Below are 25,464 nucleotides of genomic sequence, written 5' to 3'. Positions count from 1 at the left end.
AACGCCATGGCCGGCGGGGCTGTTGTCCCGCCGCGCCTTTCCCCGGACCTGCCGCAGGGCCTGAGACGGATATGGATACGAAAGCCCACACAACACAGACGCCCATGCGGGATCATCCGGCAACGCCGCGACTGACGCTCGCAGGCGTGACCAAGACTTTCCCGGGTGTGCGCGCGCTGCACAATGTCGGGCTGTCGCTTTATCCTGGACAAGTGACCGCGCTGATCGGCGAAAACGGTGCCGGCAAGTCGACGCTGGTCAAGATCTTGACCGGCATCTACCGACCCGACGCCGGCTCCATCACCGTGGATGGCAGGCAGGTTTCGCTGACCAGCGCGCATGACGCCTTTGAGCAGGGCATCACCGCGATCCACCAGGAAACAGTGCTGTTCGACGACCTGTCGGTGGCGGAAAACATCTTTCTGGGGCACGCGCCGCGCACCCGCTTCGGCACTATCGACTGGCGCGCCATGCGCAGTCGGGCAAGCGAGGTGCTGAAGGTCATGGGTGCTGCCCATATCGATCCCGATGCGCGGCTCAAAGATCTCGGCATCGCCAACAAGCATCTGGTGGCGGTCGCTCGTGCGATGTCGATCGACGCACAGATCGTCATCATGGACGAGCCGACGGCTGCTTTGTCAGCCAAGGAGATCGAGGATCTGTTCGAGCTGATCGAGTTGCTCAAGCGCGAGGGCAAGGCGATCCTGTTCATCAGTCACAAGTTCGATGAGATCTACCGCATCGCCGAGCGCTACACTGTCTTCCGCGATGGCGAGATGGTGGGCGAAGGGCTGCTTGCCGATACAAGCCAGAACGAGATCGTCAAGATGATGGTCGGCCGCGCCGTTGATCACATCTTCCCCGAGCGGACGCCGCAGATCGGCGCGCCCGTCCTGAGCGTTTCCGACCTGTCGCATCCGACCGAATTCGACGGCATCAGCTTCGAGCTGCACAAGGGCGAGATACTTGGCTTCTACGGCCTTGTCGGTGCCGGCCGCAGCGAGCTCATGCATGCGATCTTCGGCATTACCAGGACGAGTCGGGGCACCATGACGCTGGACGGCGCGCCTGTCGCGCCGCGCTCCGCCGCCGAAGCCATCGAGGCTGGCGTCGTCTATGTGCCGGAAGAACGCGGCAAGCAGGGCGTGGTCATCGGCATGCCGATCTTCAAGAACGTCTCGCTGCCGTCGCTGAAGCGCACCTCGAAATCCGGCGTGCTGCAGTTGAAGGAAGAATTCGCCCTGGCGCGCAAATACACCGAGCGGCTCGACCTGCGCGCTTCCTCGCTCAGTCAGGATGTCGGCACTTTGTCGGGCGGCAACCAGCAGAAGGTGGTCATCGCCAAGTGGCTTGCCACCGATCCCAAGGTGATCATCCTCGACGAGCCGACAAAGGGCATCGACATCGGTTCCAAGGCAGCCGTGCACGCCTTCATGGCCGAGCTGGTGGCGCAGGGGCTCTCCGTCATCATGGTGTCGTCCGAACTGCCGGAAATCCTCGGCATGTCCGACCGGGTTGTGGTCATGCGCGAAGGCCGCGTCGCTGCTGTCTATGACAACAAGGAGCTCGACGCCGTGACGCTGGTCCAGACCGCCGCGGGGATCGCCGCATGAAGATGCTGACGAAATATCGCGAAATCTGGTTGCTCGCTGCCATCGCCGCCCTCGTCGTGGCGATCTCGATACGCTTTCCCGGCTTTGCCCGTCCAGGCAATCTGGCGACGGTGTTCAACGACACCTCGATCCTGATGATCCTGGCGCTCGGCCAGATGGTCGTCATCCTGACGCGTTCGATCGACCTTTCCATGGCCTCGAACCTCGCTTTCACAGGCATGGTCGTGGCGATGATCAATGCCGCATTCCCGGCGTTTCCGATCCCGCTGCTGATGCTGGTCGCCATCGGCGTCGGGCTGTTGCTCGGCGCGCTGAACGGCCTGCTGGTCTGGAAGCTCGGCATCCCATCGATTGTCGTGACCCTCGGCACACTGACCATCTATCGCGGCGCTACCTTCCTGATTTCGGGCGGCGCCTGGGTCAATGCCGACCAGATGAGCCCGGCCTTTGTTGGGCTGCAGCGCATGCAACTGCTCGGCGTGCCGGTTCTGTCGTGGATCGCCATCGCTGTCATCGGCCTGTTCTTCGTGCTGATGACCAGGACCTCGGTCGGCCGCTCGCTTTATGCCATCGGTGTCAATCCAACGGCATCGGTCTATGCCGGCATTGACGTTGGCCGCAGCAAGTTCCTCGCCTTCTGCATCTCGGGCGCGGTTGCTGGCCTGTGCGGCTACCTCTGGATTTCGCGCTACGTCATTGCCTCGGTCGAGGTCGCCAATGGCTACGAGCTCAACATCATCGCGGCCTGTGTCATAGGCGGCATTTCGATCGCCGGCGGCATCGGTTCGGTCGCGGGTGCGGTCCTCGGCGCACTGTTTCTCGGCATCATCTCGACGGCACTTCCCGTCATCAACGTCTCGCCCTTCTGGCAGATGGCGATCTCGGGCAGCGCCATCCTGCTTGCCGTGGTGCTCAACGCACGCGGCGAACGCAAGCAGGGTCGTATCATCCTGAGGAAGGCGGAAGTGGCATGAGCGCGACCGACACCACTCCCGCCCGGCGCCACATTCCCAACCGGCTCGACAAGCCGCTGCGCTCGGCGATCTTCTCTTGGGAGGCGCTGCTGGTAACGGTCGTGGTTGCGATCTTCATCGTCAACAGCTTTGCCTCGCCCTATTTCCTCGATGTGTGGTCGCTCTCCGACCTGACCTTCAACTTCACCGAAAAGGGCCTGATCGCGCTCGCGATGGCGCTGCTCATCATATCGGGCGAGATCGATCTGTCCGTGGCGGCGATCATCGCACTGGCCTCGACGCTGATGGGCATGGCGGCGCAAGTCGGCGTTGATACGCCGGGCCTCGTGCTGATCGGCGTTGGCGTCGGGTTCGTCTGCGGCGCCTTCAACGGTCTTTTGGTGACCGGTCTTGGCCTGCCGTCCATCGTTGTCACCATCGGCACGATGAGCCTGTTTCGCGGCACGGCTTTCATCATCCTTGGCGACCAGGCCTACAAGGGCTATCCCGCCTCCTTTGCCTTTTTCGGCCAGGGTTATGTCTGGTGGGTGTTCTCGTTCGAATTGGCGCTGTTTGCGCTTGCAGCTGCCGTTTACTGGTTCGTGTTGCATCGGACGAGTTTTGGCCGCCGCATCTTCGCCATCGGCAACAATGCGGTTGCGGCGCAGTTTTCCGGCGTGCGCGTCGGGCGGATCAAGTTCATCCTGTTTTGCCTCACCGGTCTGATGTCGGGCATCGCTGCCGTGCTGATCACCTCGCGCCTTGGCTCGACGCGGCCGTCCATCGCGCAGGGCTATGAGCTCGAAGTCATCACCATGGTGGTGCTTGGCGGGGTCAGCATCCTCGGTGGAGCCGGTTCCATCCTGGGCGTGGTGCTGGCAGCGCTGATCATGGGGCTCGTCACTTTTGGCCTTGGGCTGCTCAACGTGCCAGGCATCGTCATGTCGATCTTCATCGGGTTGCTGTTGATCCTTGTCATCGCGCTGCCGATCCTGTGGGGTCGCTTCAGCAGGAGACGTCTGGCATGAGTGCTGAAAAATTCGCCTTCAAGATGAGGCTCAATCCCGGAATGAAGGCCGAGTATATCAAGCGCCATAGCGAGATCTGGCCGGAACTGGTGACGCTGCTTAGGGATGCCGGCGTTTCCGACTATTCGATCCATCTCGATGACGAGACCAACACGCTGTTCGGTGTGTTGTGGCGCCGCGCGGACCACACCATGGACGCGCTGCCAGACCATCCCGTCATGAAACGCTGGTGGCTACACATGGCCGACATCATGGCAACCAATGCGGATAACGAGCCGGTCGTTGTGCCGCTGCAAACCGTCTTTCATATGAAATGACCGAGCTTCGTTGCGTCGCCGTCATCGACATCGGCAAGACCAACGCCAAGGTGGCGCTTGTCGATCTCGCAACGTTGTCGGAAATCGCCGTCCGCAAGATCGCGAACCGTCCGCTGACCGATGGACCATACCGGCACCATGACGTCGAGGCGATCTGGGGCTTCATTCTTGAAAGCCTTGCGGCGTTTGGCGGGGAACGGCAGGTAGACGCCATATCGGTGACGACCCACGGCGCCACCGCAGCATTGCTCGATGCCGAGGGCAAGCTCGCGCTGCCGGTGCTCGACTACGAGGATGGCGGGCCCGACTCGCTGCGGGCACAATACGAGGCTGTGCGTCCGAGCTTCGATAAGACCGGCTCGCCGCCGTTGCCGCAAGGCCTGAACCTCGGTGCACAGCTCTACTGGCAGAGCCAGGCATTCCCGGATGCCTTCGCGCGCACTGCTACGATCCTGACCTATCCGCAATACTGGGCTTGTCGGTTGACCGGCGTTGCGGCAAGCGAGGTGACGTCGCTCGGCTGCCACACGGACCTGTGGGACCCGCGGGCCGGGAACTTTTCTTCACTGGTCGACCGCATGGGCTGGCGCAAGCTGTTCCCACCGCTGCTTCCGGCCAGCGCGTCATTGGGCAGCCTTCGCCCCGATATCGCTGCTCGCGTAGGGCTCGACGCGGCTACGACCGTGCTCTGCGGTATCCACGATTCGAACGCCTCTTTGCTGCCACACCTGTTGGCGCGAAGGGCTCCTTTCGCGGTCGTCTCGACCGGCACATGGGTCGTGTCGATGGCGATAGGTGGGCACAAGGTGACGCTCGATCCGACCCGCGACACGCTGATCAACGTCAACGCGCTTGGCGATCCGGTTTGTTCCGCACGCTTCATGGGCGGCCGCGAATTCGCGCTTTTGACGGCGAACGCTGACGGCAAATGGGACGACGCTTTGGTAGCGGCTGTGCTGGCGCAGGGGATCATGCTGCTGCCGTCGGTGCAGCAGGGATCAGGCCCGTTCCCGACTGCTGTGGCGCGCTGGGTGGGCGAGCCGTCGCAATCCGAACGCACCGTCGTCGCTGCCTTCTATCTCGCCTTGATGACCGCGACCTGTCTCGATCTCATCGGGGCGGAGGGGCCAATCGTGGTTGAAGGGCCGTTCGCTGCGAACCAGCACTATTGCGACATGTTAAAGGCTGCGACCGACCGGCAAGTCCTGCCGCAGGCCGGCCAGGCCACCGGCACCAGCATCGGCGCCGCGTTGTTGGCCGGCGGGGCATCCGCCGTGCTCCAGGTCGAAAGTGCCGGTGGCGTCGAACTGCCGCCGGAATGGCGTTCCTATGCGGATGCCTGGCGAGCGTCAGCCGGTGCGGGCTGACGCAACGCCGGCTACGCCTCAGGCGTAGCGCGACAGCGCCAGGTCCGACACGTCGATTTCGGGACGGACGCCGCCGATCATGTCCGCGAGCACGCGACCCGAGCCGCAGGCCATGGTCCAGCCCAGCGTGCCGTGGCCGGTGTTGAGGTAGAAGTTGTCGAACTTGGTGCGCCCGATGACAGGCGTACCATCCGGCGTCATCGGCCTGAGCCCGCTCCAGAAGGTGGCGCGGCTCTGGTCGGCGGCACCGCCGAACAAGTCCTCGACCGAGAACTGCAGCGTCGCCTTGCGTGACGGCGACAGGTCGGTGTTGAAACCGGCGATCTCGGCCATGCCGCCGACGCGGATGCGGTCGCCGAGGCGGGTGATGGCGATCTTGTACGTGTCGTCCATGATGGTCGACACCGGTGCCTTGCTTTCGTCGACGATCGGCACGGTGATCGAGTAGCCCTTGACCGGATAGACCGGCACGGTGAGGCCGAGCGGCTTGACGAAGGACGGCGTGAAGCTGCCGAGCGCGCCGACGAACGTGTCGGCCTCGATCTCGCCCTCGGAGGTACGGACGGCAACGATACGCTTGCCTTCCAGGCGCAGGCTTTCGAGCTTCACATTGTAGCGGAACTCGACGCCGAGGCTTTCGGCGAGCTTGGCCAGTTCGTTGGTGAACTTGAAGCAGTCGCCGGTCTCGTCATTGGGCAGGCGCAGGCCGCCGGCGATCTTTTCGCGCACCGGCGCCAGGCCCGGCTCGGCACCGATACAGCCGGCGGGATCGAGCACTTCGTAAGGCACCCCGTCGCTCTGCAGCACCTCGATGTCCTTGGCCATGCCGTCGAGCTGCTTCTGGTAGCGGAACAGCTGCAGCGTGCCCTGGGTGCGGTGATCGTACTGGATGCCGGTGTCGTCGCGCAGCGAAATCAGCTGGTCGCGGCTGTATTCGGCAAGCCGCACCATGCGGCTCTTGTTGAGGGCGTAGCGGGCCGAGGTGCAATTGCGCAGCATTGCCGTCACCCAGCGCCAGGTCGAGACGTCGAGCATCGGCTGGATGATCAGCGGCGCGTGCTTCATGAACAGCCACTTCATCGCCTTCTGCGGAATGCCGGGGGCGGCCCAGGGCGAGGCGTAGCCGGGCGAAATCTCGCCGGCATTGGCAAAGCTGGTTTCCAGCGCCGGGCCGGCCTGGCGGTCAAGCACCGTCACCTTGTGACCTGCCTTGGCCAGGTAGTAGGCGGAGGTGACGCCGATGACACCGGCACCGAGAATAACTATGCGCATGATTGCCCCTGTGGTTTAGCGCGCTGCCGGGCTGAGGTAGCGGCGTCTGTAGCGCCGGCCCAGGCTGGTCAGGATTTCGTAGGAAATGGTGCCGGCATCCGACGCGATCATTTCGAGTGTCTGGTGCGGGCCGATCAGTTCGACCGTGTCGCCGAGCTTCAGTGTTCCGGCCGGCAAGGCGGTGATATCGAGGATGATGCTGTCCATCGACACGCGCCCGACGATCGGCAGGCGGATGTTGCCAAGATAGGCGGCACCCGCGTTGCTGAGATGGCGCGGCAGGCCGTCGGCATAACCGGCGGCGATGGTGGCAAGCCGCATTTCCGACCTGGCGACGAAGCTCGCGCCGTAGCCGACCTCGGCGCCTGCATTCACGGTGCGGGTCTGCACGACGCCGACGTCGAGCCGCACCACCTGGCGCATCGGGTTGTCGTGGCCGGCCAGTGGCGCGCCGCCGTAGAGCGCGATGCCGGGGCGGGCCACGTCGCCGCGAAAGTCGTCTCCGAGGAAGATGCCAGCCGAATTGGCGAAGGAAAGTTTGGCGTCAGGGAAGCGGGCGCGCACCGCCCGCATGCGCTCGAGCTGGCGGGCGTTGGCGTCATGCGCCGGCTCGTCGCCACAGGCGAGGTGGCTCATCACGATATCGATGTGGACGCCGTCGAGACGGTGCGCTTCGGCAATCAGCGTTTCCAGTTCACGCGGCTCGAGCCCGAGCCGCGACATGCCGGTGTCGGCCTGGAGCGCTGCTGGCAGAATAGTACCGCGCGACTTGGCCGTCGCCGACCAGTTGGCGACCTGTTCGAGCGAATTCAGCACCGGTACCACGCCGAGGTCGGCGCAGTCGGGCTCGCTGCCCGGCATCAGGCCGTTGAGCACCAGGATGCGCGCGTCGGCGGCGAGATGCGGCTTGAGCCTGACCGCCTCGATGAAATGGGCGACGAAGAAATCGCGGCAGCCGGCGTCGTAGAGTACTGGCGCGACCTCGGCCACGCCGAGGCCATAGGCATCCGCCTTGACCACGGCCGCGGTCTTCTCGGGCGCATTGCGCTGGCTCAGCTGCCGGTAGTTCTCCACCAGCGCGCCGAGATCGATGGTCAGCACGCCGCAAGCCGCACGGCCTTCGATGTCGCTTTGCACGTCCATTGTCATATCAGGGAACTGTCCTCGCCTGATCCCAAGAATACCGCAATGATCGGCGAAAATCTTGCCAATGTGACGACGATCGTGCGAACTGCTGGCAAGTTGCGCAATTTTCGGCGGAATCTTGAAAGGAACTGCGATGCCCTCTCTGGACGCGATCGACCGCGGCATCATCAGGGCGTTGCGCGCCAATGCGCGCGTCAGCAATGCCAGCCTGGCGGCCGAGGTCGGCCTGTCGCCGTCGGCGTGCCTCAGGCGGGTGCAGTTGCTGGAGCAGGAAGGGGTGATCCGCGGCTACACCGCGATCATCGGCAATGCCGCTTCCGACGAGGGCATCGCCGTCATCGTCCAGATCACGCTGGAGCGGCAGACCGAGGAGTATTTCAACCGCTTCGAGCTTGCGGTGCGGCGCTACCCCGAGATCAAGGAGTGCTATTTGATGACCGGCGACTCCGATTATTTCCTGCGCGTCGAGGTGGCCAGCGCCGGCGATTTCGAGCGCGTGCACAAGGAGATCCTGTCGGCGCTGCCGGGCCTCGCCCGCATCCATTCGAGCTTCTCGATCCGCAACGTCCTGCAGTCGAAGAGGCCGAAGACATCTTGAAGAAAAGCCGGCGCCCAAATGGTACGCCGGCTCTGTGGTCAGTGTCAGGCAGCTGACTGGGTCACGAATTTGGTGACCAGATAGGCCTCGAGCGCTTCCGTGCCGCCTTCCGAGCCGTAGCCGCTGTCCTTGACGCCGCCGAACGGCGTCTCCGGCAATGCAAGGCCAAGATGGTTGATCGTCAGCATGCCGGTTTCGATCTCGGCGCTGAGATTGGTCACGGTCTTGTTCGACTTGGTGAAGGCATAGGCCGCAAGCCCGTAAGGCAGGCGGTTGGCCTCGGTGACGACATCCTCGAACGTCTTGAACGGCATCACCAGTGCCACCGGGCCGAACGGCTCCTCGTTCATGATGCGCATGTCTGTGCGCACGCCCGACAGCACCGTCGGTTCGAAATAGGAGCCCTTGTTGCCGATGCGCTTGCCGCCGGTCTCGAGCTTGGCGCCGTCGGCCACCGCTTCGTTGATCAGCTTCTCGACGGCTTCAAGGCGGCGTTCATTGACCAGCGGGCCCATGCGGCTGCTTGCCTCCAGGCCGTCGCCGACCTTCACGCCTTTGGCATGATCGACGAACTTGCCGAGGAAGCGGTCGTAGGCCCCCTCCTGGATCAGGAAGCGGGTCGGCGACACGCAGACCTGGCCGCCATTGCGGAACTTCGACGCAGCTAGCGTTGCAGCTGCCTGGTCGATGTCGGCGTCGTCGAACACCATCGCCGGCGCATGGCCGCCGAGCTCCATCGTCGCGCGCTTCATGTGGGTGCCGGCGAGTGCCGCCAGATGCTTGCCGACCGGCACCGAACCGGTGAACGACACTTTGCGGATGACCGGATGCGGCACGAGATAGCCGGAGATTTCAGGCGGGTTGCCATAGACCAGGTTGAGCACGCCGTCAGGCAGGCCGGCATCCTTGAAGACGTCGGCGAGGCAGGCCGGTGACGCCGGCGTCTCTTCCGGCGGCTTGACGATGATCGAGCAGCCGGTGGCAAGGGCTGCGCCGATCTTGCGCGCCGCCTGCGATATCGGGAAATTCCACGGCGTAAACGCCGCCACCGGGCCGACCGGTTCCTTGACGACGATCTGCTGGATGCCAGGCGCACGGGCCGGAATGACGCGGCCATAGGTGCGGCGGCCTTCTTCGGCGAACCAGTCGAACAGGTCGGCCGAGGACAGGACCTCCATCTTGGCTTCGCCGACGGGCTTGCCCTGTTCCTGCGTCAAGAGCGCGGCGATCGCATCGGCGCGTTCGCGCAATAGGTCGGCGGCGCGGCGCAGCACCTTGGAGCGGTCGTAAGGCGACACCTTGCGCCAGACCTTGAAGCCACGGTCGGCGGCGGCGAGCGCCCGGTCGAGATCGCCCTTGCTAGCTGAGGCGACCTTGCCGATCACCTCGTTGGTAGCGGGGTTGTAGACGTCGATGGTCTTGCCGCCTTCGGCAGCCGTCCATTTGCCGTCGATGAACAGTTTAACTTCGGGATACATTGGGTGTCCTTGCTGGGTCGGTCGTAAACGGGTGAGGGCGTTGGTCAGCGTTGTCGCCGAATGGTGCGGGGCGCTGGAATTGTCGAGCTACACATAGGTCTGGCGAAGCCTCCGCGCCACAAGCTCGGCGATCGCCAGCGACGAGGTCAGCCCTGGGCTTTCGATGCCGAACAGGTTGACCAGTCCGGCAACGCCATGGACCTCCGGGCCCTGGATGACGAAGTCGGCCGCCGGCTCGCCGGGCCGGGAAAGTTTGGGGCGTATGCCGCTATAGGTCGGGCTCAGGCTGCCGTCGGCAAGGGCAGGCCAGTATTTGCGGATCTCGCCATAGAAATGGTCGGCCCGTCGTGGATCGACCGAATAATCCTTGGCCTCGATCCACTCGACATCGGGGCCGAAGCGCATGCCGCCATTGAGATCGAGCGTCAGGTGCACGCCGAGCCCGCCTGGCTCCGGCACCGGGTAGATCAGCCTGGAGAACGCCGGCTTGCCGGTGACCGAGAAGTAGTTGCCGCGCGCCATCAGAAGTGTTGGCACGAATTGCTGGTCAAGGCCATCGAGATTGGCCGCCAAGGCATTGGCACCAAGACCGGCGGCATTGACGAAATGGCGGGCGGCGATCTCGTAGCTCGCGCCGCTCGACGTGTCCCGCGTCTGCAGCACGAAATGGTCCGTTTCGATGCGCCCTGATACGATCTCGGTGTTGAGGCTGAGATAGGCGCCATGCGCCTCGGCCCCGCCAAGCAGCGACAGCATCAGCGCATGGCTGTCGATGATGCCGGTCGACGGTGACAGCACTGCGGCGTGGCAGGCAAGCGACGGCTCCATCGCCTGTGCCGCGGCGGCGTCAAGCATCACGAGGTCGTCGACACCGTTGGCCCGTGCCTTGTCGATGATGCCGGCCAGCGTTGGCACCTGTTCCGGCAGCGTCGCCACGATCAGCTTGCCGCAGCGCTTGTGCGGAATGTTGCGCTCGGCGGCGTAGGCGTAGAGCTTGTCGCGGCCGGCGACGCAAAGCTCCGCCTTCAGGCTGCCCCGAGGATAGTAGATGCCGGCGTGGATCACTTCCGAATTGCGCGAACTGGTCTCTGTGCCGACGGCGTCGGCGGCTTCCAGAACGATCGTCTCCATGCCAAGTCGGCTAAGCTCGCGCGCCACGGCAAGGCCGATGACGCCGGCGCCGGCGATGATGCAGTCGACCGTCTCCATGATCAGGCAGTGCCCCCCGCCGGCTTCAGCGCCGCGAGTTGCTCGATGATGACCGAGCTTGCGCCCCTGATGTCGTCGACGATGGCGCGTTCGGCCCTGTCGGCGTCGCGGGCTTCGATGGCGGCAAGGATGACGTGGTGGTGGTCGATCATCGCCCGGCCGCCATGCTGGTAGGACGCTGCGATCATCGGCCCCATCTGCAACCACAGCCGGTTGAGGATGCCACGCAGCACGGTCATGCCGGCGATCTCGGCCAGGGCGAAGTGGAAGGTCTGATTGAGTTCGAGTGCCGTCGGCCGATCCCCTGACGCGATTGCCTGTTCGTTACGTGCGATGAGATCGCGCAACCGCGCTATATCCTTGGCTTCGGCCTTCAGCGCCGCCTCGCGTGCGGCCAACCCTTCGAGTTTCATCCTGATCTGGCGGATCTCGAGATAGCGATCCAGCGTCATGACGGGCACGCGTACCTCGCGTGCCGACTTCTGCACCAGCGCCTCGTCCTGGATGAGGCGCAGGATGGCGTCGCGCACCGGCGTCACCGATGTGCCCAGAGACTGCGCCAGGTCGCGGATGGTCAGCCGCGCATCCGGTGCGAAGCGTCCCTTGATCAGCGCGTCCGACAGCTGGCCGTAGACAATCTCGCCGAGATTGTCGTGCTCAACCATCTGCAAACTGAAACCCTCGTTCATTGGTTCATTGTCCGGTCTCGCTTGCCGCCTGGTTCCAGGCGGCTGCGTGCCCCTTTGTCGGTACTGGGCATGTGCGGCGGCCTTGCCTTATCTGGCCTGCCGCTGCCGCCCCTCTGGCCCTTGACATTGGTCCACATGAAAAACATGATGCATCAAACAACAATTTGCGAATTTTGCAAGCGGTCGCTGACTGCGAACGCAAGATCGACGACATCGTCGCCCTGCCGGCGACATTCCATCCAGTGAGGAACGACCATGGACTGCCAGCCTAATTCGCCCGAGGCGCGCGACAAGAAATACCATATGCACGCCTACACCAATGCCCGCCGGCACCAGGAGGTCGGGCCGCTGATCATCGAAAAGGGCGATGGCATCTATGTCGAGGACATCTCGGGCAAGCGCTACATCGAGGCGATGGCCGGCCTGTGGAGCGTCGGCGTCGGCTTCTCCGAGAAGCGCCTTGTCGATGCTGCGACCAGGCAGATGTCCAAGCTGCCCTACTACCACAGCTTTACCCACAAGGGGCATTCGCCGCTGATCGACCTCGCTGAGAAGCTGGTCTCCATGGCGCCGGTGCCGATGAGCAAGGCGTTCTTCACCAATTCCGGATCCGAGGCCAACGACACGGCCATGAAAATGATCTGGTTCCGCTCCAATGCCCTCGGTCAGCCGCAGCGCAAGAAGATCATCTCGCGCAAGCGCGCCTATCATGGCGTCACCATCGCCTCGGCCAGCCTCACCGGCCTGCCCAACAATCATTTGTCCTTCGACCTGCCGATCGCCAATGTGTTGCACACCTCGTCGCCGCATCACTGGCGCGAGGCGCTGCCCGGCGAGACCGAGCAGGAGTTCTCGACGCGCCTGGCCGACGATTTGGAAAAGCTGATCCTGGCCGAGGGCCCTGAGACCATCGCTGCCATGTTCGGCGAGCCGGTCATGGGCGCGGGCGGCGTCGTCGTGCCGCCGGCCGGCTACTGGGAGAAGATCCAGGCCGTGCTCAAGAAGTACGACATCCTGCTCGTCGCCGATGAGGTCATCTGCGGCTTCGGCCGCACCGGCAACATGTTCGGCAGCGAGACCTATGCGATGAGGCCCGACATCATGGTGATGTCGAAGCAGATCTCGTCGTCCTACCTGCCGATCTCGGCGCTGATGATCAACGACAAGGTGTTCGAGCCGATTGCCGATGAAAGCAACCGCATCGGCACCTTCGGCCACGGCTTCACCGCCGGCGGCCATCCCGTCGCTGCCGCTGTCGCGCTCGAAAACCTCAAGATCATCGAGGAGCGCAACCTGGTCGCCAATGCCCGCGAGGTCGGCGCCCACATGCAGAAGCGCCTGGCCAAGCTCGTCTCGCACGATCTCGTCGGCGAGGTCCGCGGTGTGGCACTGATCGGCGCCATGGAACTGGTTGCCGACAAGGCGACCAAGGGGCCATGGGGTTCTGTCGGCGCGCTTGGTGGCCTCGTCAACGGCATCTTGCAGCAGAACGGCATCATCTCCCGCAACATGGGCGACGCGCTGGCCTTCTGCCCGCCGCTGATCATCAACGACAAGCAGGTCGACGAGATCTTCGACGCGGTCGAGAAGTCGCTCGACGAGGCGGCGAAGCAGGTCAAGGCCTGATCCCAGCGCGTCCGATCAAACAAAAGCCCGCCAACTGGCGGGCTTTTTCGTTCGGGGATAGCGCCATTCCTTCTCCCGCAGGGGAGAAGGAAGAGGAAAGCTCACACGTGCTGGCCGCCATTGATGTGGATTTCGGAGCCGGTGACGTAGGACGCTTGCTCCGAGCACAGGAAGTAGATGATGTCGGCGACTTCCGATGTCAGGCCGAGGCGGCGCAGCGGGATCGTCTCGACGATCTTGTCCGTACCCGGCGACAGGATCGCGGTGTCGATCTCGCCCGGCGCAATCGCGTTGACGCGGATGCCGTGCGGGCCGAAGTCGGCCGACATCTCGCGCGTCAGTGCACCAAGTGCCGCCTTTGACGTCGCATAGGCGGTGCCGGCAAAGGGGTGGACGCGCGTGCCGGCGATCGAGGTCACGTTGACCACCGAACCCTTGGCCGCCGCCAGTTCCTTGAACAGGCCGCGTGCCAGCATGATCGGGGCGAGGAAATTGACCTGGAACACGTCGCGCCAGACATGCATCGGCGTGTCGATCGAGTTCATCCGGCCGCCACCCTTGTGCTTGGGCGAGATGCCGGCATTGTTGACCAGCGCGTGCAGCAGGCCGCCTTCCTTTTCCAGGCGCTGGCGGATTTCCGAAACCGCGCTGCCGACATCGCCCTGGTCGGCGAGATCGACCTTGATGTGATCCTCGGGCCCTTGCGGCCACGGGCAATTCTCGGAGAACGCCTGGCGCGAGCAGGTGATGACGCGCCAGCCCTCGCGCGAAAAGCGCTTCACCGTCGCATGGCCGATGCCGCGGCTGGCTCCGGTCAAAACGATCGTCTTTCGCCCTTCGGTGGTTTCGGCCATCACATCCTCATTTCAAGCTCACAGCGTATGTAGCGGATGCACCTTGCCATTGCGAGGGGGCGCGACCGATGGCGGCGTTCAGCCGCGCTCGCCACCGGCTTCGCGGCTTGACCGCGCCGGCCTGACGGGCGACTTCTAGGCCCCATGTCCATGACCTCGCCACGAGGAGCCTTCGAGTGCAGTTTACCAACATTGGCGGCGTCACGCTGCACCACCAGCTGATCGGCGGGCCTGCCAACAAGCCGGTCTTCGTCTTCGTCAATTCGCTCGGCACCGATTTCCGCATCTGGCGCGACGTCATCGTGCGCCTCGCCAGCGACTTTCCGATCGTCACCTACGACAAGCGCGGACACGGCCTCTCCGATGTCGGCACGGCGCCGTATCGGATGGACGACCACATCGGCGACCTCGAAGGCCTGCTCGACCATCTCAACGTCAAGGATGCCATCATCTGCGGTCTCTCTGTCGGCGGGATGATCGCCCAGGGGCTCTACGCCAGGCGGCCAGACCTGGTGCGCGCGTTGGTGCTGTGCGACACCGCCCACAAGATCGGCACCGACGACAGCTGGAACACGCGCATCGCCGCGGTCGAGAAAAATGGTATCGCCTCCATAGTCGACACCGTGCTGAAGCTGTGGTTCACGCCCGAGTTCCATAAGCAGCGCAAGGACGACCTGACAGGTTATCGAAACATGCTGACGCGCCAGCCGGTGGCTGGCTATGCCGGCACCTGTGCTGCCCTGCGCGATGCCGACTACACCGAGGCGGCGAAGGCGATCGCGGTACCGACGCTCTGCGTCGTCGGCGATCAGGACGGCTCGACGCCACCGGCGCTGGTGCGCGCGCTGGCCGACCTCATCCCCGGTTCGCGCTTCAAGATCATCGACGGCGCCGGCCATATCCCCTGCGTCGAAAAGCCGGATGAGCTCACCGCTCTGATCAAGCGCTTCGAGGCCCGGCTTCCGCTCGAGTGACCCGATCGCGATGCACGGCTCCAGCGGCCACTATGCCGCAGGCGGCTCCATTGCCTTGGTTCTGGCGTTGCCGTCTTCATCAGGCTCCTTGAGCCTGAACCAGGCGACATACAGCGCCGGCAAAAACAGCAGGGTGATTGCCGTGCCGGCCAGGATGCCGCCCATCATCGCATAGGCCATCGGCGCCCAGAACACTTCGCGCGCGATCGGGATCAGCGCCAGGCTGGCGGCTGCTGCGGTCAAGGCGATCGGCCGCATGCGGTGTTCCGACGCCTCGATCACCGCGTGCCACCTGTCTGTCCCTGTGGCGATCAGCTCCTCGATCTGGACGATCAGGATCACCGAGTTGCGGATCAGGATGCCGACCAGCGCCAGAACGCCGAGGATTGCAACGAAACCGAGCGGCTGGCCCGTCGGCAGCAGCGCTGCCACCACGCCGATCAGGCCGAGCGGTGCGACAGCCACCACCAAAAACAGCCGCTGGAAGCTCTGCAGCTGGAGCATCAGCACCGTTGCCATGATGAACAGCATCAGCGGCACCACCGCGATGATCGGTCCCTGGCTGTTGGCGCTTTCCTCGACCGAACCGCCTGTTACGACGGTGTAGCCGTCGGGCAGCTTGGCTGCGAAGGCCTCGATGGAGGGCTTGAGTTCGGCGACCACAGTGTCGGGCAGGGTGCTGCCGACCATGCCCGCCTTGACGGTGATGGTGGGCAGGCGGCTGCGGCGCCAGACCGTCGGCTGCTCGATCTCGTAGTGGAAGTCGGCCACCGTCGCCAGCGGGATGGATTCGCCGTTGCCGGTCGGGATCTGCAGGTTGCGCAGCGTTTCGATCGAGCCGCGCTCGGCGTCCTGCGCCCGCACCACGACATTGATCAGGTAGGTGGCGTCGCGCACCTGGGTGATCGCCACGCCGCCGACAACGCTGTTCATGGCGCTTGCGATGTCTTCGGAGGTGATGCCGAGCTGGCGCGCCTTGTCCTGCAGCACCTCGACCTTCAGCACGCGCTCCGGTTCGTTCCAGTCGAAACCAGGCGCCTGCAGCTTGGGATTGGCCGAAATGACCCCGGCGAGCTGCTGCGACAGCGCCCGCACGGTCTGCACTTCGGGGCCGCTGATGCGATACTGCACCGGCCGGCCGACTGGCGGGCCGAGCTCCAGTGTCTTGACATAGGTATCGGTGCCCACGAACTGCTCGCGCAGGATCTTTTCGATCGCCGGTTGCACCCTGTGCCGTGCTTCGAGATCCTTGGTCACGATCACGGTCTGGCCGAAATAGGGGTTGGCCGGTTGCACGTCATAAGCCAGCACGAAGCGCACCGCGCCTTGGCCGATATAGGAGCTCCAGTGGTCGATATCGGCATTGCCCTTCAGCGCGATCTCTTCGAAGCGCTCGATCTGGGCACGTGTCTCGGCGATCGAACTGTTTTGCGGCAGGTTCCAGTCGACGATCAGCTCGGGCCGGTCGGACGGCGGGAAGAACTGCTGCTGGACGAAGGTCAGCCCCACCACCGACAGCACGAAGGCGACGACGGTGGCGATGATGGTCAGCCAGTAGCGGCGCACGGCAAGGCGCAGCAGGCGCGAGAAGCCCGCTGCAAAGCGGCCCGGCCGCTCGTCATGTTTCTTCATCGTCGCCGGCAGCAGCGTCACGCCGAGCAACGGCGCAAACAGCACCGCCACGATCCATGACAGGAGCAGCGACACGGCGATGACCACGAACAGCGTGTAGGTGTATTCGCCGGCCTGGCTGGTGTTGAGGCCGATCGGGACGAAGCCGGCGACCGTCACCAGCGTGCCGGTCAGCATCGGAAAGGCGGTCGAGGTGTAGACATAGGTGGCGGCCTTTCTGAGCGAGTCGCCGACCTCGAGCCGGGCCACCATCATCTCGACGGCGATCATGGCGTCGTCGACCAGCAGCCCGAGCGCGATGATCAGCGCGCCCAGCGAGATGCGCTGCAGCGAAATGCCCATATAGGCCATGACCAGGAAGGTGATCGCCAGCACCAGCGGGATCGACAGCGCCACCACGAAGCCGGCACGCATGCCGAGGCTGATGAAGGAGACAGCGAGCACGATGGCGACGGCCTCGAACAGCGCGCGGGTGAAGCCTGACACTGCGTGCTCGACGATGACCGGCTGGTCGGCGACCTGGTGCACGCCGACGCCGACCGGCAATTCGCCGGTTACCTGCCCCATCAGCGTCTTCAGCGCGTCGCCGAACTCCAGCAGGTTGGCATTCGGCTTCATGCCGATGGCGAGCCCGATCGCCGGCTCGCCATTGACGCGAAACAAAGATGTCGGCGGGTCGACATAACCACGGCTGATGGTGGCGACGTCGCTCAGCCGGAAGAAGCGGTCGTTGACCCTGAGGTTGATCGCCTTGAGGCTCTCTTCCGAGGCGAACTGGCCGCCGACACGCACGGCGATGCGCTCCGGTCCAGCCTGGATGACACCCGACGGCGCAATCGCATTCTGCGCCTGCAGGCTGGCGACCACGGCTTGCTGGTTGAGGCCGAGTGCCGCGATCTGGCGCGTTGAGAATTCGAGATAGATGACCTCGTCCTGCGCGCCGATCAGTTCGACCTTGCCGGCATTGGGAATGGTCAGGATGCGCGTGCGCACCATCTCGACATAGTCGCGCAGCTGGCGCATCGACAGCCCGTCGGCGGTGAAGGCATAGATGTTGCCGAACACGTCGCCGAAGCGGTCGTTGAAGAACGGTCCTTGCACCCCTTGCGGGAAGTTCGGCCTGAGGTCGTTGACCATGTTGCGGACCTGCACCCAGGTCGGGGCCACGTCGCGCGCCTTGGTGGTCGGCTTGAGATTGACGAAGATGATCGTCTGGCCGGCTGTCGTCACGCTGCGGCTGAAGTCGAGGCTCTCCAACTCCTCGAGCTTCTTTTCGATCCTGTCGGTCACCTGCCGTGTCGTCTCGTCGACCGAGGCGCCCGGCCAGTTGGCCTGGACCAGCATCGTCTTGATGGTGAAGCTCGGGTCTTCCTCACGGCCGAGATTGAGATAGGCGAAAACGCCGGCGACGGTGAAGATCAGCATGAAATACCAGACCAGGGAACGGTGGTTCAGCGCCCAGTCGGAAAGATTGAAACCCTTCACGCTACGCCCCCTCTGGAATTCTGACCTTCTGGCCTTCTGCAAGGCTGTTCACGCCCGCTGTCACCACGCGCGTGCCCGCCTTGATGCCGTCTGCGATGAAGCTGGCGCCGTCCTTTGCCCTGACCTCGATGGCCTGCAGGTTGACGGTCGACGCACCGGGATCGACAACCCAGACGAAGCTCTTGCCGTCCCTTTCGAGCAGCGCCGTCAGCGGCAGGTCGATCGCTTCGTCGGCCTTCGACAACTGTGTCGCCGTCACCGTCGAGCCGAGCCGGAACGCCGTCGGCGGGTCTGCCAGCGCCAGCCGCACCCGCCGCGTGCGCGTCGCAGCATCTGCCTGCGGCGCGATCTCGCGGACATGCGCCTTGGCCCGCAGCGAGGGCAGCATCTGCAACGCCACCTCGAATTCGTCGCCGTTGCGGAGACTGATCGCCATCTGGTCAGGAACGTCGACGACGGCCTCTCGGGCGTCCGAGCGCGCCACCGTCACCACCATCTGTCCGGGCGACACGGTCTGGCCAACCTCCGCGCCGACCGCGGTGACGATGCCGTCGAAATCGGAAAACAGCCGGGCATAGCCGAGTTGCTCCTCCGACTTGGCCAGTGCGGCGCGCGTCCGCTCGACATTGGCCGCCGCGGAATCCAGCGCCTGCTTGGCCGAATCGTACACAGCCTGCGAGGTGTTGGATTCGGCCAGCAGGCTGCGCTGCCGCTCCTCGCTGGCGGCGGCATTGGCGAACTGTGCTTCGGCCGTCGTCAGGTCGGCGCGCGCCGCCTGCGCTGCCAGCTCGAGTGCCAGCGGGTCGATCGCGGCGAGCGTCTCGCCCTTGGCGACCATGTCGCCGACGCCGACGTCGCGCGCCACCAGCCGCCCGAGCAGGCGGAAGGCGAGGTCGGCGGAGAATTCGGGCTGGATCGTTCCGGCAAATCCTTGCGCGGCCTGGCCATGCGGCTCGACAACCGTCGATAGCACCGGCCGGATGACTTCGGGCGCCGGCGCTTCGGCTTCGCTGCAGGCCGCAAGCGCAAGCAGGGAGACGAGGGCGAGCATGCTTGTCTTGGGCCTCATGGAGCCACCTCCACCACCTGGCCGGGACTGAGCAACTGGCCGCCCTGGGCGACGACCGATTGTCCGACCTCCAGTCCCTTGGCGACGACAACGACGCCCGAGGCGAAGGACTGCACCTCGATCGTCGCCAGCGCCACCGCCTTGGTCGCGGGGTCGATGGTCCAGACCGCCGGCTTGCCCGCATCCGACATCAGCGCTTGCCAGGGCAGCACGATTGCCGGCTGAGGCTTCGATACGATCGTGCCTGTGATCGCCGCGCCCAGTGGCATCTCGATCGGCGTGTTCGGCACCATCACCTTGACCCGGATCGAGCCGGATGCCGGATCGACCGCCGGCGACACCTCGCGCACCTGTCCCGGGGCCTTGATGCGCGGATCCGAAATCAGCGCGATCATCACGTCGGGCGCCACCGGGTTGCGCGCCACCAGCGCCTCGTCGACATTGAACACCGCGTCGCGGTCGCCGTCCTCGGCGACGGTGAAAACCGTCTGCGCCGCCTGCACCACCTGGCCGACCTCGATCGTCCGTGCCGTCACCACGCCGTCGGCGCTGGCTTTCAGCTCGGTATAGGTCAGCCGGTCCTCGGCGTTGCTCATCTGGCTCTGCGCCGATTCCACACCGCTTTGGGCGACGCGTTGCGCCTGATCGGCCTGGTCGTAGTCGCGCCGGGTCGTGAACCCTTGGGCAAGCAGCGTCTTCTGCCGGTCGAATGCGGCGGCGGCCTGCCTGAGCTGCGCTTGCGCGGCATAGAGGCTGGCCTGCGCCGCCCGCACGTCCGACTGCTGCTCCTGCGGGTCGAGCCTGGCCAGCACCTGGCCCTTGGTGACGCGCTGGCCGATGTCGACGCTGCGCTCGGCGACCCGACCGCCGACCTGGAACGACAGATTGTTCAGCGTCCTGGCGGCAATGACGCCGGTCAGTGACGTCGACGGTGCATAGTCGGACAGCTTCACTTCGACGGAGCGCACGACGATGGGCTGCCGTTCCGCCGTTTCCTGCTTCTGGCAGGCGGAAACAGGCAACAGCAGACAAAGGGCGAGGGCGGTGAGGTGTCGTTTGGGAGGGGCGCATGCTGGCGTCTTGCCCGGCATGCCTGCGGTGATTGGGTTCGTGGATCGCATGTGCACCCCCAAATCGCTTTGCCAACAAGCTACGATGCAACAGGCGATCCGGCAACGCCTTGCGCGGCCCGCCAGCGCCGGAACGCTGTGGGGCGAAGAAGTGGTGCGGGCAGCCCGTGGCCAGGGAACCCGAGCCAATTCAGAGCGTTGTTGGACGCAATCAACCTCGGAGGACCGCCATGGATCGCATGCTCTTCGATAGCCCTGTACAGATCCGCATCGGGGCGGAAAGCACCCAGCGCGAGGTGACGACCGTCAAGGGCGCCTATGAAGCGCTGGTCGACTGGCCGCATGCCAAGCGCAGCGGCCCGCTTTACCGCGAGGCGGTGGAATGCGTATCCGCAGCCCTTGCCGGCACCCGCACGCGCGAGGCGGCCAAGCGGGCCTTCATCGCCGCCGCCGACGAGATCGGCATCCGGGTCTGAGCTGCCTGGCGACCGGCACAAATCCCGTTGCCGGCAAAATGGGGCAGGACATTTTACCGACGCCCGGCTTTGCCGGAATAAATTAACTCTACAGAGTTTGTAGAATTAAACATCCTGAATGGGCATCACATTTCAACCCCAAGGGGGAAGCCCATGTCAGATTTCACGCGCCGTGCCTTGCTCGCCACCGTCGCCGCCCTGTCGCTTGCGCCTTCCATCGGTGCGGTCCAGGCCGAGGACCTCAAGATCACCATCGGCTACCAGACAGTTGTCGAGCCCTCGAAAGTGCCACAGGCCGACGGCACCTATGAGGCTGCCACCAAGGCCAGCATCGACTGGCGCAAGTTCGATTCCGGTGCCGATGTCATCGCAGCCATCGCTTCCGGTGCGGTCGACATCGGCTATGTCGGCTCGAGCCCGCTCGCCGCTGCCGCGAGCCGCGAGCTGCCGATCGAAACCATCTTCGTTGTCGGCCTGATCGGCGAATCCGAAGCACTTGTCGCCCGCGATGGCGCCGGTATCGAAAAGGCCGCCGATCTCGCCGGCAAGAAGGTCGCCGTTCCCTTCGTCTCAACGACGCATTACAGCCTGCTCGCCGCCCTCAAGCACGAGGGCGTCGATCCCAAGGCGGTCGAAATCCTCAATCTGCGTCCGCCTGAGATAGCGGCCGCCTGGCAGCGCGGTGACATTGACGCGGCCTATGTCTGGGATCCGGCGCTTGGCCAGATCAAGACCTCCGGCAAGGTCGTGCTCGACTCGGCCAAGGTCGCCGAATGGGGTGCACCGACCTTTGACGCCTGGATTGTGCGCACCGACTTCGCCGCAAAGAACCCGGCCGCCGTGCGCGACTTCGTCAAGGTCACCGGCGCTGCCTATGCCGAGTTCCTCGCCAAACCTGAAGCCTGGGCCAAGGGCTCGCCACAGGCCGACAAGATCGCCCGGCTCACCGGTGCCAAGGTCGAGGAAGTGCCGGCCCTGCTCAAGGGCTATGTCTTCCCGACCTTGGAAGAGCAGGCGTCGGCGAAGTTCCTCGGTGGCGACACCGTCAAGGCGGTGGCGGCGACCTCAGCCTTCCTCAAGGAGCAAGGCAAGATCGACGCCGTTCAGCCGGACTATTCGAAATATGTGACGTCGAAATACGTCACCGAGGCGCTCGCCTCCAACTGAGGCGCAAGCGACCCGCGACCTCCCGCGCGGGCACGAAGCCCCGGCCGGCTCCTCCCGGCCGGGGCATCCCATTTTCCAGGAGATCCATTCATGTCGACGCTTTTGCTCAGCAATATCGCCGTGCGCTACACCGGGCAGGCCCGACCCGCCGTCGAGGGCGCATCGCTGTCGGTCGGCCATGGCGAGTTCGTCGTATTGACCGGCCGTTCCGGTTGCGGCAAGTCGACCTTGCTCAACGTGGCGGCCGGCCTGGTTCTGCCCGAGCGCGGCGAGGCCTCGGCCGATGGCCGGCCGATCGAGGGACCGGGCGCCGACCGCGCCGTGGTCTTCCAGAGCGACGCGCTGTTTCCATGGTTTTCGGCTCGCGACAACGTCGCCTTCGCGCTCAGGCTGCGCGGCATCGGCGAAAGGCAGCGCCACGCCCTTGCCAACGAACTGCTTAGGCGTGTCCGGCTCGACGGCCTCGGCGACAAGCCGGTGTGGGAAATGTCCGGCGGCATGCGCCAGCGTGTCGGCCTTGCCCGCGCGCTCGCCGCCGAACCCGACTTCCTGCTGATGGACGAGCCGCTCGGCGCGCTCGATGCGCTGACCCGCGAGCGCATGCAGACGCTGCTGCTCGATATCTGGGCGCCGGGCAATCTCGGCGTGCTGATGGTCACCCACGGCATCGAGGAGGGGCTCCTGCTCGGCACGCGCGTAGTCGTCATGGCGCCTGATCCCGGCCGCATCGCCCACTCGTTCGATGCCGGCTTCAGCCGCCGTTATGCCGCCGGTGAGCCGGTCCGATCGATCAAGGCCGACCCGGCTTTCGCCGCAGCGCGGGCCGAACTTGCCGATGCCATCTTCGAGGGAGAGCCGGCATGACCCTGCTTCATGCCGAGCGCGGCCGCCGCGAACTGGCTGAACCCGAGATTTCGACGGTGCGCGCGCCGCGCAGCGAAACACCCCCGCCGCGAGCTGTCGTCGCGCAGCATCAGCGCCATCACGATCCTGATTGCGCTGATCGCCTGGACCCTCGTCACCAGGCTCGGGCTGGTCGCGCCGCTGTTCCTGCCGCCGCCGCAGGACGTGCTCGCCAAGTTCTGGACGGTCGCCTCGCAGGGTTTCGTCGACGCGACCCTTGCCCAGCATCTGCTCGCGTCGCTCGGACGCGTCTTCGCCGCACTCGTAGCGGCCACGCTCGTCGGCATCCCGGTCGGCCTCGCCATCGGCACCAGCCGCATCGGCCGCGGCATCTTCGACCCCGTGCTCGAGTTCCTGCGGCCGATCCCGCCGCTCGCCTATCTGCCGCTTGTTATCATCTGGTTCGGTATCGGCGAGTCGGCCAAGGTACTGGTCATCGCGATTGCCATGGTGGCGCCGATCGCGCTGTCGACGGCGTCTGGCGTGCGTGGTGTCCAGCAGGATCGTCTCAACGCTGCCCGCTCGCTCGGTGCGACACGTCGGCAGGTCATCCGCTTCGTCGTCCTGCCCAGCGCGCTGCCGTCGATCCTCACCGGCCTGCGCATCGCGCTCGGCGCTGGCTGGACCACTTTGGTCGCTGCCGAGCTTGTCGCCGCCACAAGGGGCCTCGGCTTCATGATCCAGTCGGCGGCGCAGTTCCTCGTCACCGACGTCGTCGTGATGGGCATCTTCGTCATCGCGGCGGTGGCCTTCGTGCTCGAATTCAGCCTGCGCTTTGTCGAGCGCAGGCTGGTGCCCTGGGCCGGCCGCGCGTAGCGGTCGGCCGAGGCTGCGGCCCAGCGCTTATGCCCGCATGGTTTCGCGCATGGTGCTGCGACCGCGCAGCATGGGAAGGCCCAACGTCACCAGCACGAAGCCGGCCGTCACAACCTTGAGGTCGCTTGGCTGCAGCCCGAGCGACAGTGCCAGCGACACGAGCTGATAATAGACCATTGCACCGACGACAGGCGCCAGCAATTGCCGGGTGACGGTCTGCCGTCCGGTGATCGTTTCGCCGATAACCAGCGAGGCGAGGCCGTTGATCAGGATGCCGGTGCCCATGCCGACATCGGCATAGCCCTGCAACTGCACGATGAGCGCGCCGCCAAGCGCGGTCAGGCCAGAGGCAACACCCAATCCGACGATCGTGTATGTCCAGATGCTGATGCCGAGCGATGGCGCCAACTCCGGGTTGATACCGATGACGCGCAGCGCCGCTCCCGCTTGCGTGGCCAGATACCAGCGCAAGGCGACCAGGGCCACGACGATCAGCACGGCGAATGTGGCGACCTGCAGCCGGACGTCGGTCAGGATGGCCGGGTTGATCTGGATGAAGATGTTGTCGGTGTTGAACAAGGCGATGTTCGAGCGGCCGAGAACGCGCATGTTCACGCTGTAGAGTGCTGTGAAGACCAGGATGCCGGCCAGCAGCGAATTGATGCGAAAACGCAGATGCACCAGCGCGGTTGCCGCGCCGGCTCCGACACCGGCGAGCATCGCGACAACGGTTGCCAAGAGCGGCGAATACCCCGCCAGCAAAAGTGTGGCGCAGACGCAGCCGCCAAGCGGAAACGCACCTTCGCTGGTCAGGTCCGGAAAGCTCAGCAACCGGAACGGGATCATGATGCCGAGCACCAGGAACGAATAGATGAGGCTTTGCGACAGCGTCACCGGCACGAGATTGAGATAGGCGTGGATCACGTCCATTGGTCAGGTTCCGAGCAGCATGCGGTCGTTTTCGATTCTGAACTTCGCGACGAGATCGGCAGACGTGAGCGTTGCTTTCTCGGTGCCGCCGATGTCGTCGCGGATGCGGCCGGCGTCCATCATGACGAGCCGGTTACCGGTCTCGATCGCCTGGCGCATGTTATGGGTGACCATCAGCGTGGTCAGCGACTGCTCGGCGACGATCCGCAAGGTCGTCGCCATGATCAGGTCGGCGGTGCGCGGGTCCAATGCTGCCGTATGCTCATCGAGCAACAGCAGCGAGGGGCGCGACAACGATGCCATGATCAGGGACAAGGCCTGACGTTGCCCGCCGGAGAGCTGGGCTACCGGCGTCGACAGCCGGTCTTCCATGCCGAGCGCCAGGCCGGCGAGCAGCGCCCGGTAGCGGTCGCGCTTGGCACGGTCGAGATGGCGCGCAAAACCTCTGCGTTGCCCGCGCTGTTCGGCCAGGGCCAGGTTTTCCTCGATGGTCATGGCCGCTGCGGTACCAATCATCGGGTCCTGGAACACCCGCGCGATCATGCCCGCCCGGCGATGTGCCGCAAGGCGGGTGATGTCCTGGCCGTCCAGCGCGATCGAGCCGCCATCCGGCTCGATCGCGCCCGCGATCGTGTTGAGCAGCGTCGATTTGCCGGCGCCGTTGGAGCCGATGATCACGACGAAGTCGCCGTGATTGAGCGCCAGATCCACCCCGTTCAACGCCGGCCGCGCCCCGGCAAGGCCGGCATTGAAGGTTTTGCGCAAGTCCGCGCAGACGAGCAGGGGCATGCC

At 64.9% G+C, this 25,464-nt stretch carries 23 protein-coding genes; 12 read left to right on the top strand and 11 right to left on the bottom strand.

The genetic code is table 11. The features are described from left to right. Positions 1 to 71: 71 nt before the first annotated feature. The 5 genes from ACHMW7_RS29425 to ACHMW7_RS29405 are packed head-to-tail and all read left to right on the top strand — an operon-like array spanning position 72 to position 5,278. Positions 72 to 1,613, top strand: coding sequence for a sugar ABC transporter ATP-binding protein (locus tag ACHMW7_RS29425; RefSeq protein WP_395448861.1), 1,542 nt, complete (start codon positions 72 to 74; stop codon positions 1,611 to 1,613). After that, complete coding sequence (locus ACHMW7_RS29420) at positions 1,610 to 2,587, top strand: ABC transporter permease (protein WP_395448860.1); 978 nt, start codon at positions 1,610 to 1,612, stop codon at positions 2,585 to 2,587. The genes ACHMW7_RS29425 and ACHMW7_RS29420 overlap by 4 nt, the downstream gene beginning before the upstream one ends. Next, positions 2,584 to 3,594, top strand: a complete 1,011-nt coding sequence (locus ACHMW7_RS29415; RefSeq protein WP_395448859.1) for an ABC transporter permease — start codon at positions 2,584 to 2,586, stop codon at positions 3,592 to 3,594. The genes ACHMW7_RS29420 and ACHMW7_RS29415 overlap by 4 nt, the downstream gene beginning before the upstream one ends. After that, complete coding sequence (gene rhaM, locus ACHMW7_RS29410; RefSeq protein WP_395448858.1) at positions 3,591 to 3,911, top strand: L-rhamnose mutarotase; 321 nt, start codon at positions 3,591 to 3,593, stop codon at positions 3,909 to 3,911. Before ACHMW7_RS29415 ends, rhaM begins: the two co-directional genes overlap by 4 nt. Beyond that, entirely contained in the window at positions 3,908 to 5,278 is a 1,371-nt protein-coding gene (locus ACHMW7_RS29405) for an FGGY-family carbohydrate kinase (protein ID WP_395448857.1), read from the top strand. Before rhaM ends, ACHMW7_RS29405 begins: the two co-directional genes overlap by 4 nt. 18 nt (positions 5,279 to 5,296) lie before the next feature. Here the strand turns inward: ACHMW7_RS29405 and ACHMW7_RS29400 are convergent, their stop codons facing one another. Further along, positions 5,297 to 6,550, bottom strand: coding sequence for a D-amino acid dehydrogenase (locus tag ACHMW7_RS29400; RefSeq protein ID WP_395448856.1), 1,254 nt, complete (start codon positions 6,548 to 6,550; stop codon positions 5,297 to 5,299). Between the two features lie 15 nt (positions 6,551 to 6,565). Continuing rightward, a complete protein-coding gene (alr, locus tag ACHMW7_RS29395; RefSeq protein WP_395448855.1) occupies positions 6,566 to 7,699 on the bottom strand; it encodes an alanine racemase in 1,134 nt (377 codons plus the stop codon). Between the two features lie 130 nt (positions 7,700 to 7,829). On the opposite strand from alr, the gene ACHMW7_RS29390 reads away from it, so the two are divergent. Further along, on the top strand, positions 7,830 to 8,294 hold the full coding sequence (locus ACHMW7_RS29390) for an Lrp/AsnC family transcriptional regulator (RefSeq protein WP_395448854.1): 465 nt from the start codon (positions 7,830 to 7,832) through the stop codon (positions 8,292 to 8,294). A gap of 44 nt (positions 8,295 to 8,338) precedes the next feature. Here ACHMW7_RS29390 and ACHMW7_RS29385 read toward each other — a convergent pair whose 3' ends face one another. The 3 genes from ACHMW7_RS29385 to ACHMW7_RS29375 all read right to left on the bottom strand — a co-directional run bounded on the left by ACHMW7_RS29385 (position 8,339) and on the right by ACHMW7_RS29375 (position 11,670). Continuing rightward, positions 8,339 to 9,772, bottom strand: coding sequence for an NAD-dependent succinate-semialdehyde dehydrogenase (locus ACHMW7_RS29385; RefSeq protein ID WP_395448853.1), 1,434 nt, complete (start codon positions 9,770 to 9,772; stop codon positions 8,339 to 8,341). Between the two features lie 87 nt (positions 9,773 to 9,859). Next, on the bottom strand, positions 9,860 to 10,981 hold the full coding sequence (locus tag ACHMW7_RS29380; RefSeq protein ID WP_395448852.1) for an NAD(P)/FAD-dependent oxidoreductase: 1,122 nt from the start codon (positions 10,979 to 10,981) through the stop codon (positions 9,860 to 9,862). A 2-nt stretch (positions 10,982 to 10,983) separates the two neighbouring features. Continuing rightward, positions 10,984 to 11,670 carry a GntR family transcriptional regulator gene (locus ACHMW7_RS29375; RefSeq protein ID WP_395448851.1) on the bottom strand — a complete coding sequence of 229 codons (687 nt, stop codon included), beginning with the start codon at positions 11,668 to 11,670 and terminating at the stop codon, positions 10,984 to 10,986. Positions 11,671 to 11,925: 255 nt separating this feature from the next. Here ACHMW7_RS29375 and ACHMW7_RS29370 point away from each other — a divergent pair, with 255 nt between their 5' ends. After that, the gene (locus ACHMW7_RS29370) at positions 11,926 to 13,296 is read left to right on the top strand and encodes an aspartate aminotransferase family protein (protein WP_395448850.1); all 1,371 of its coding nucleotides are present in this window, start codon (positions 11,926 to 11,928) and stop codon (positions 13,294 to 13,296) included. A 101-nt stretch (positions 13,297 to 13,397) separates the two neighbouring features. Here ACHMW7_RS29370 and ACHMW7_RS29365 read toward each other — a convergent pair whose 3' ends face one another. Further along, positions 13,398 to 14,150, bottom strand: coding sequence for an SDR family NAD(P)-dependent oxidoreductase (locus tag ACHMW7_RS29365; protein WP_395448849.1), 753 nt, complete (start codon positions 14,148 to 14,150; stop codon positions 13,398 to 13,400). Between the two features lie 176 nt (positions 14,151 to 14,326). Here ACHMW7_RS29365 and pcaD point away from each other — a divergent pair, with 176 nt between their 5' ends. Next, complete coding sequence (pcaD, locus tag ACHMW7_RS29360) at positions 14,327 to 15,124, top strand: 3-oxoadipate enol-lactonase (RefSeq protein WP_395448848.1); 798 nt, start codon at positions 14,327 to 14,329, stop codon at positions 15,122 to 15,124. A 30-nt stretch (positions 15,125 to 15,154) separates the two neighbouring features. Here pcaD and ACHMW7_RS29355 read toward each other — a convergent pair whose 3' ends face one another. Genes ACHMW7_RS29355 through ACHMW7_RS29345 form a run of 3 tightly spaced genes read right to left on the bottom strand, consistent with a single transcriptional unit; the run spans position 15,155 to position 20,401 of the window. Next, positions 15,155 to 18,241 carry an efflux RND transporter permease subunit gene (locus ACHMW7_RS29355; RefSeq protein WP_395448847.1) on the bottom strand — a complete coding sequence of 1,029 codons (3,087 nt, stop codon included), beginning with the start codon at positions 18,239 to 18,241 and terminating at the stop codon, positions 15,155 to 15,157. A 1-nt stretch (position 18,242) separates the two neighbouring features. Beyond that, entirely contained in the window at positions 18,243 to 19,310 is a 1,068-nt protein-coding gene (locus ACHMW7_RS29350) for an efflux RND transporter periplasmic adaptor subunit (RefSeq protein WP_395448846.1), read from the bottom strand. Continuing rightward, complete coding sequence (locus ACHMW7_RS29345; RefSeq protein ID WP_395451480.1) at positions 19,307 to 20,401, bottom strand: efflux RND transporter periplasmic adaptor subunit; 1,095 nt, start codon at positions 20,399 to 20,401, stop codon at positions 19,307 to 19,309. The genes ACHMW7_RS29350 and ACHMW7_RS29345 overlap by 4 nt, the downstream gene beginning before the upstream one ends. 209 nt (positions 20,402 to 20,610) lie before the next feature. Here ACHMW7_RS29345 and ACHMW7_RS29340 point away from each other — a divergent pair, with 209 nt between their 5' ends. The 4 genes from ACHMW7_RS29340 (at position 20,611) to tauC (ending at position 23,742) form a co-directional block, all read left to right on the top strand. Next, a complete protein-coding gene (locus ACHMW7_RS29340) occupies positions 20,611 to 20,856 on the top strand; it encodes a DUF982 domain-containing protein (RefSeq protein ID WP_395448845.1) in 246 nt (81 codons plus the stop codon). Between the two features lie 153 nt (positions 20,857 to 21,009). Further along, positions 21,010 to 22,023, top strand: a complete 1,014-nt coding sequence (gene tauA, locus ACHMW7_RS29335) for a taurine ABC transporter substrate-binding protein (RefSeq protein ID WP_395448844.1) — start codon at positions 21,010 to 21,012, stop codon at positions 22,021 to 22,023. Between the two features lie 90 nt (positions 22,024 to 22,113). Continuing rightward, on the top strand, positions 22,114 to 22,887 hold the full coding sequence (locus tag ACHMW7_RS29330) for a taurine ABC transporter ATP-binding protein (RefSeq protein ID WP_395448843.1): 774 nt from the start codon (positions 22,114 to 22,116) through the stop codon (positions 22,885 to 22,887). A 9-nt stretch (positions 22,888 to 22,896) separates the two neighbouring features. Continuing rightward, positions 22,897 to 23,742: a taurine ABC transporter permease TauC gene (gene tauC / locus ACHMW7_RS29325; protein ID WP_395448842.1), complete on the top strand. Its 846-nt coding sequence runs from the start codon at positions 22,897 to 22,899 to the stop codon at positions 23,740 to 23,742. 27 nt (positions 23,743 to 23,769) lie between these two features. Here the strand turns inward: tauC and ACHMW7_RS29320 are convergent, their stop codons facing one another. Together ACHMW7_RS29320 and ACHMW7_RS29315 are read right to left on the bottom strand one after the other, a co-directional pair. Beyond that, positions 23,770 to 24,672: an ABC transporter permease gene (locus ACHMW7_RS29320; RefSeq protein WP_395448841.1), complete on the bottom strand. Its 903-nt coding sequence runs from the start codon at positions 24,670 to 24,672 to the stop codon at positions 23,770 to 23,772. 3 nt (positions 24,673 to 24,675) lie between these two features. Beyond that, positions 24,676 to 25,455 (bottom strand): ABC transporter ATP-binding protein, encoded by a 780-nt coding sequence (locus tag ACHMW7_RS29315; protein WP_395451479.1) that lies wholly within the window; start codon positions 25,453 to 25,455, stop codon positions 24,676 to 24,678. Positions 25,456 to 25,464 lie beyond the last annotated feature (9 nt).

It is taken from the genome of Aminobacter sp. UC22_36 (assembly GCF_044056035.1).
GTDB lineage: Bacteria > Pseudomonadota > Alphaproteobacteria > Rhizobiales > Rhizobiaceae > Aminobacter.
The sequence above is the reverse complement of the archived record's forward strand: the minus strand, read 5'-3'. Positions and strand labels throughout refer to the sequence as shown.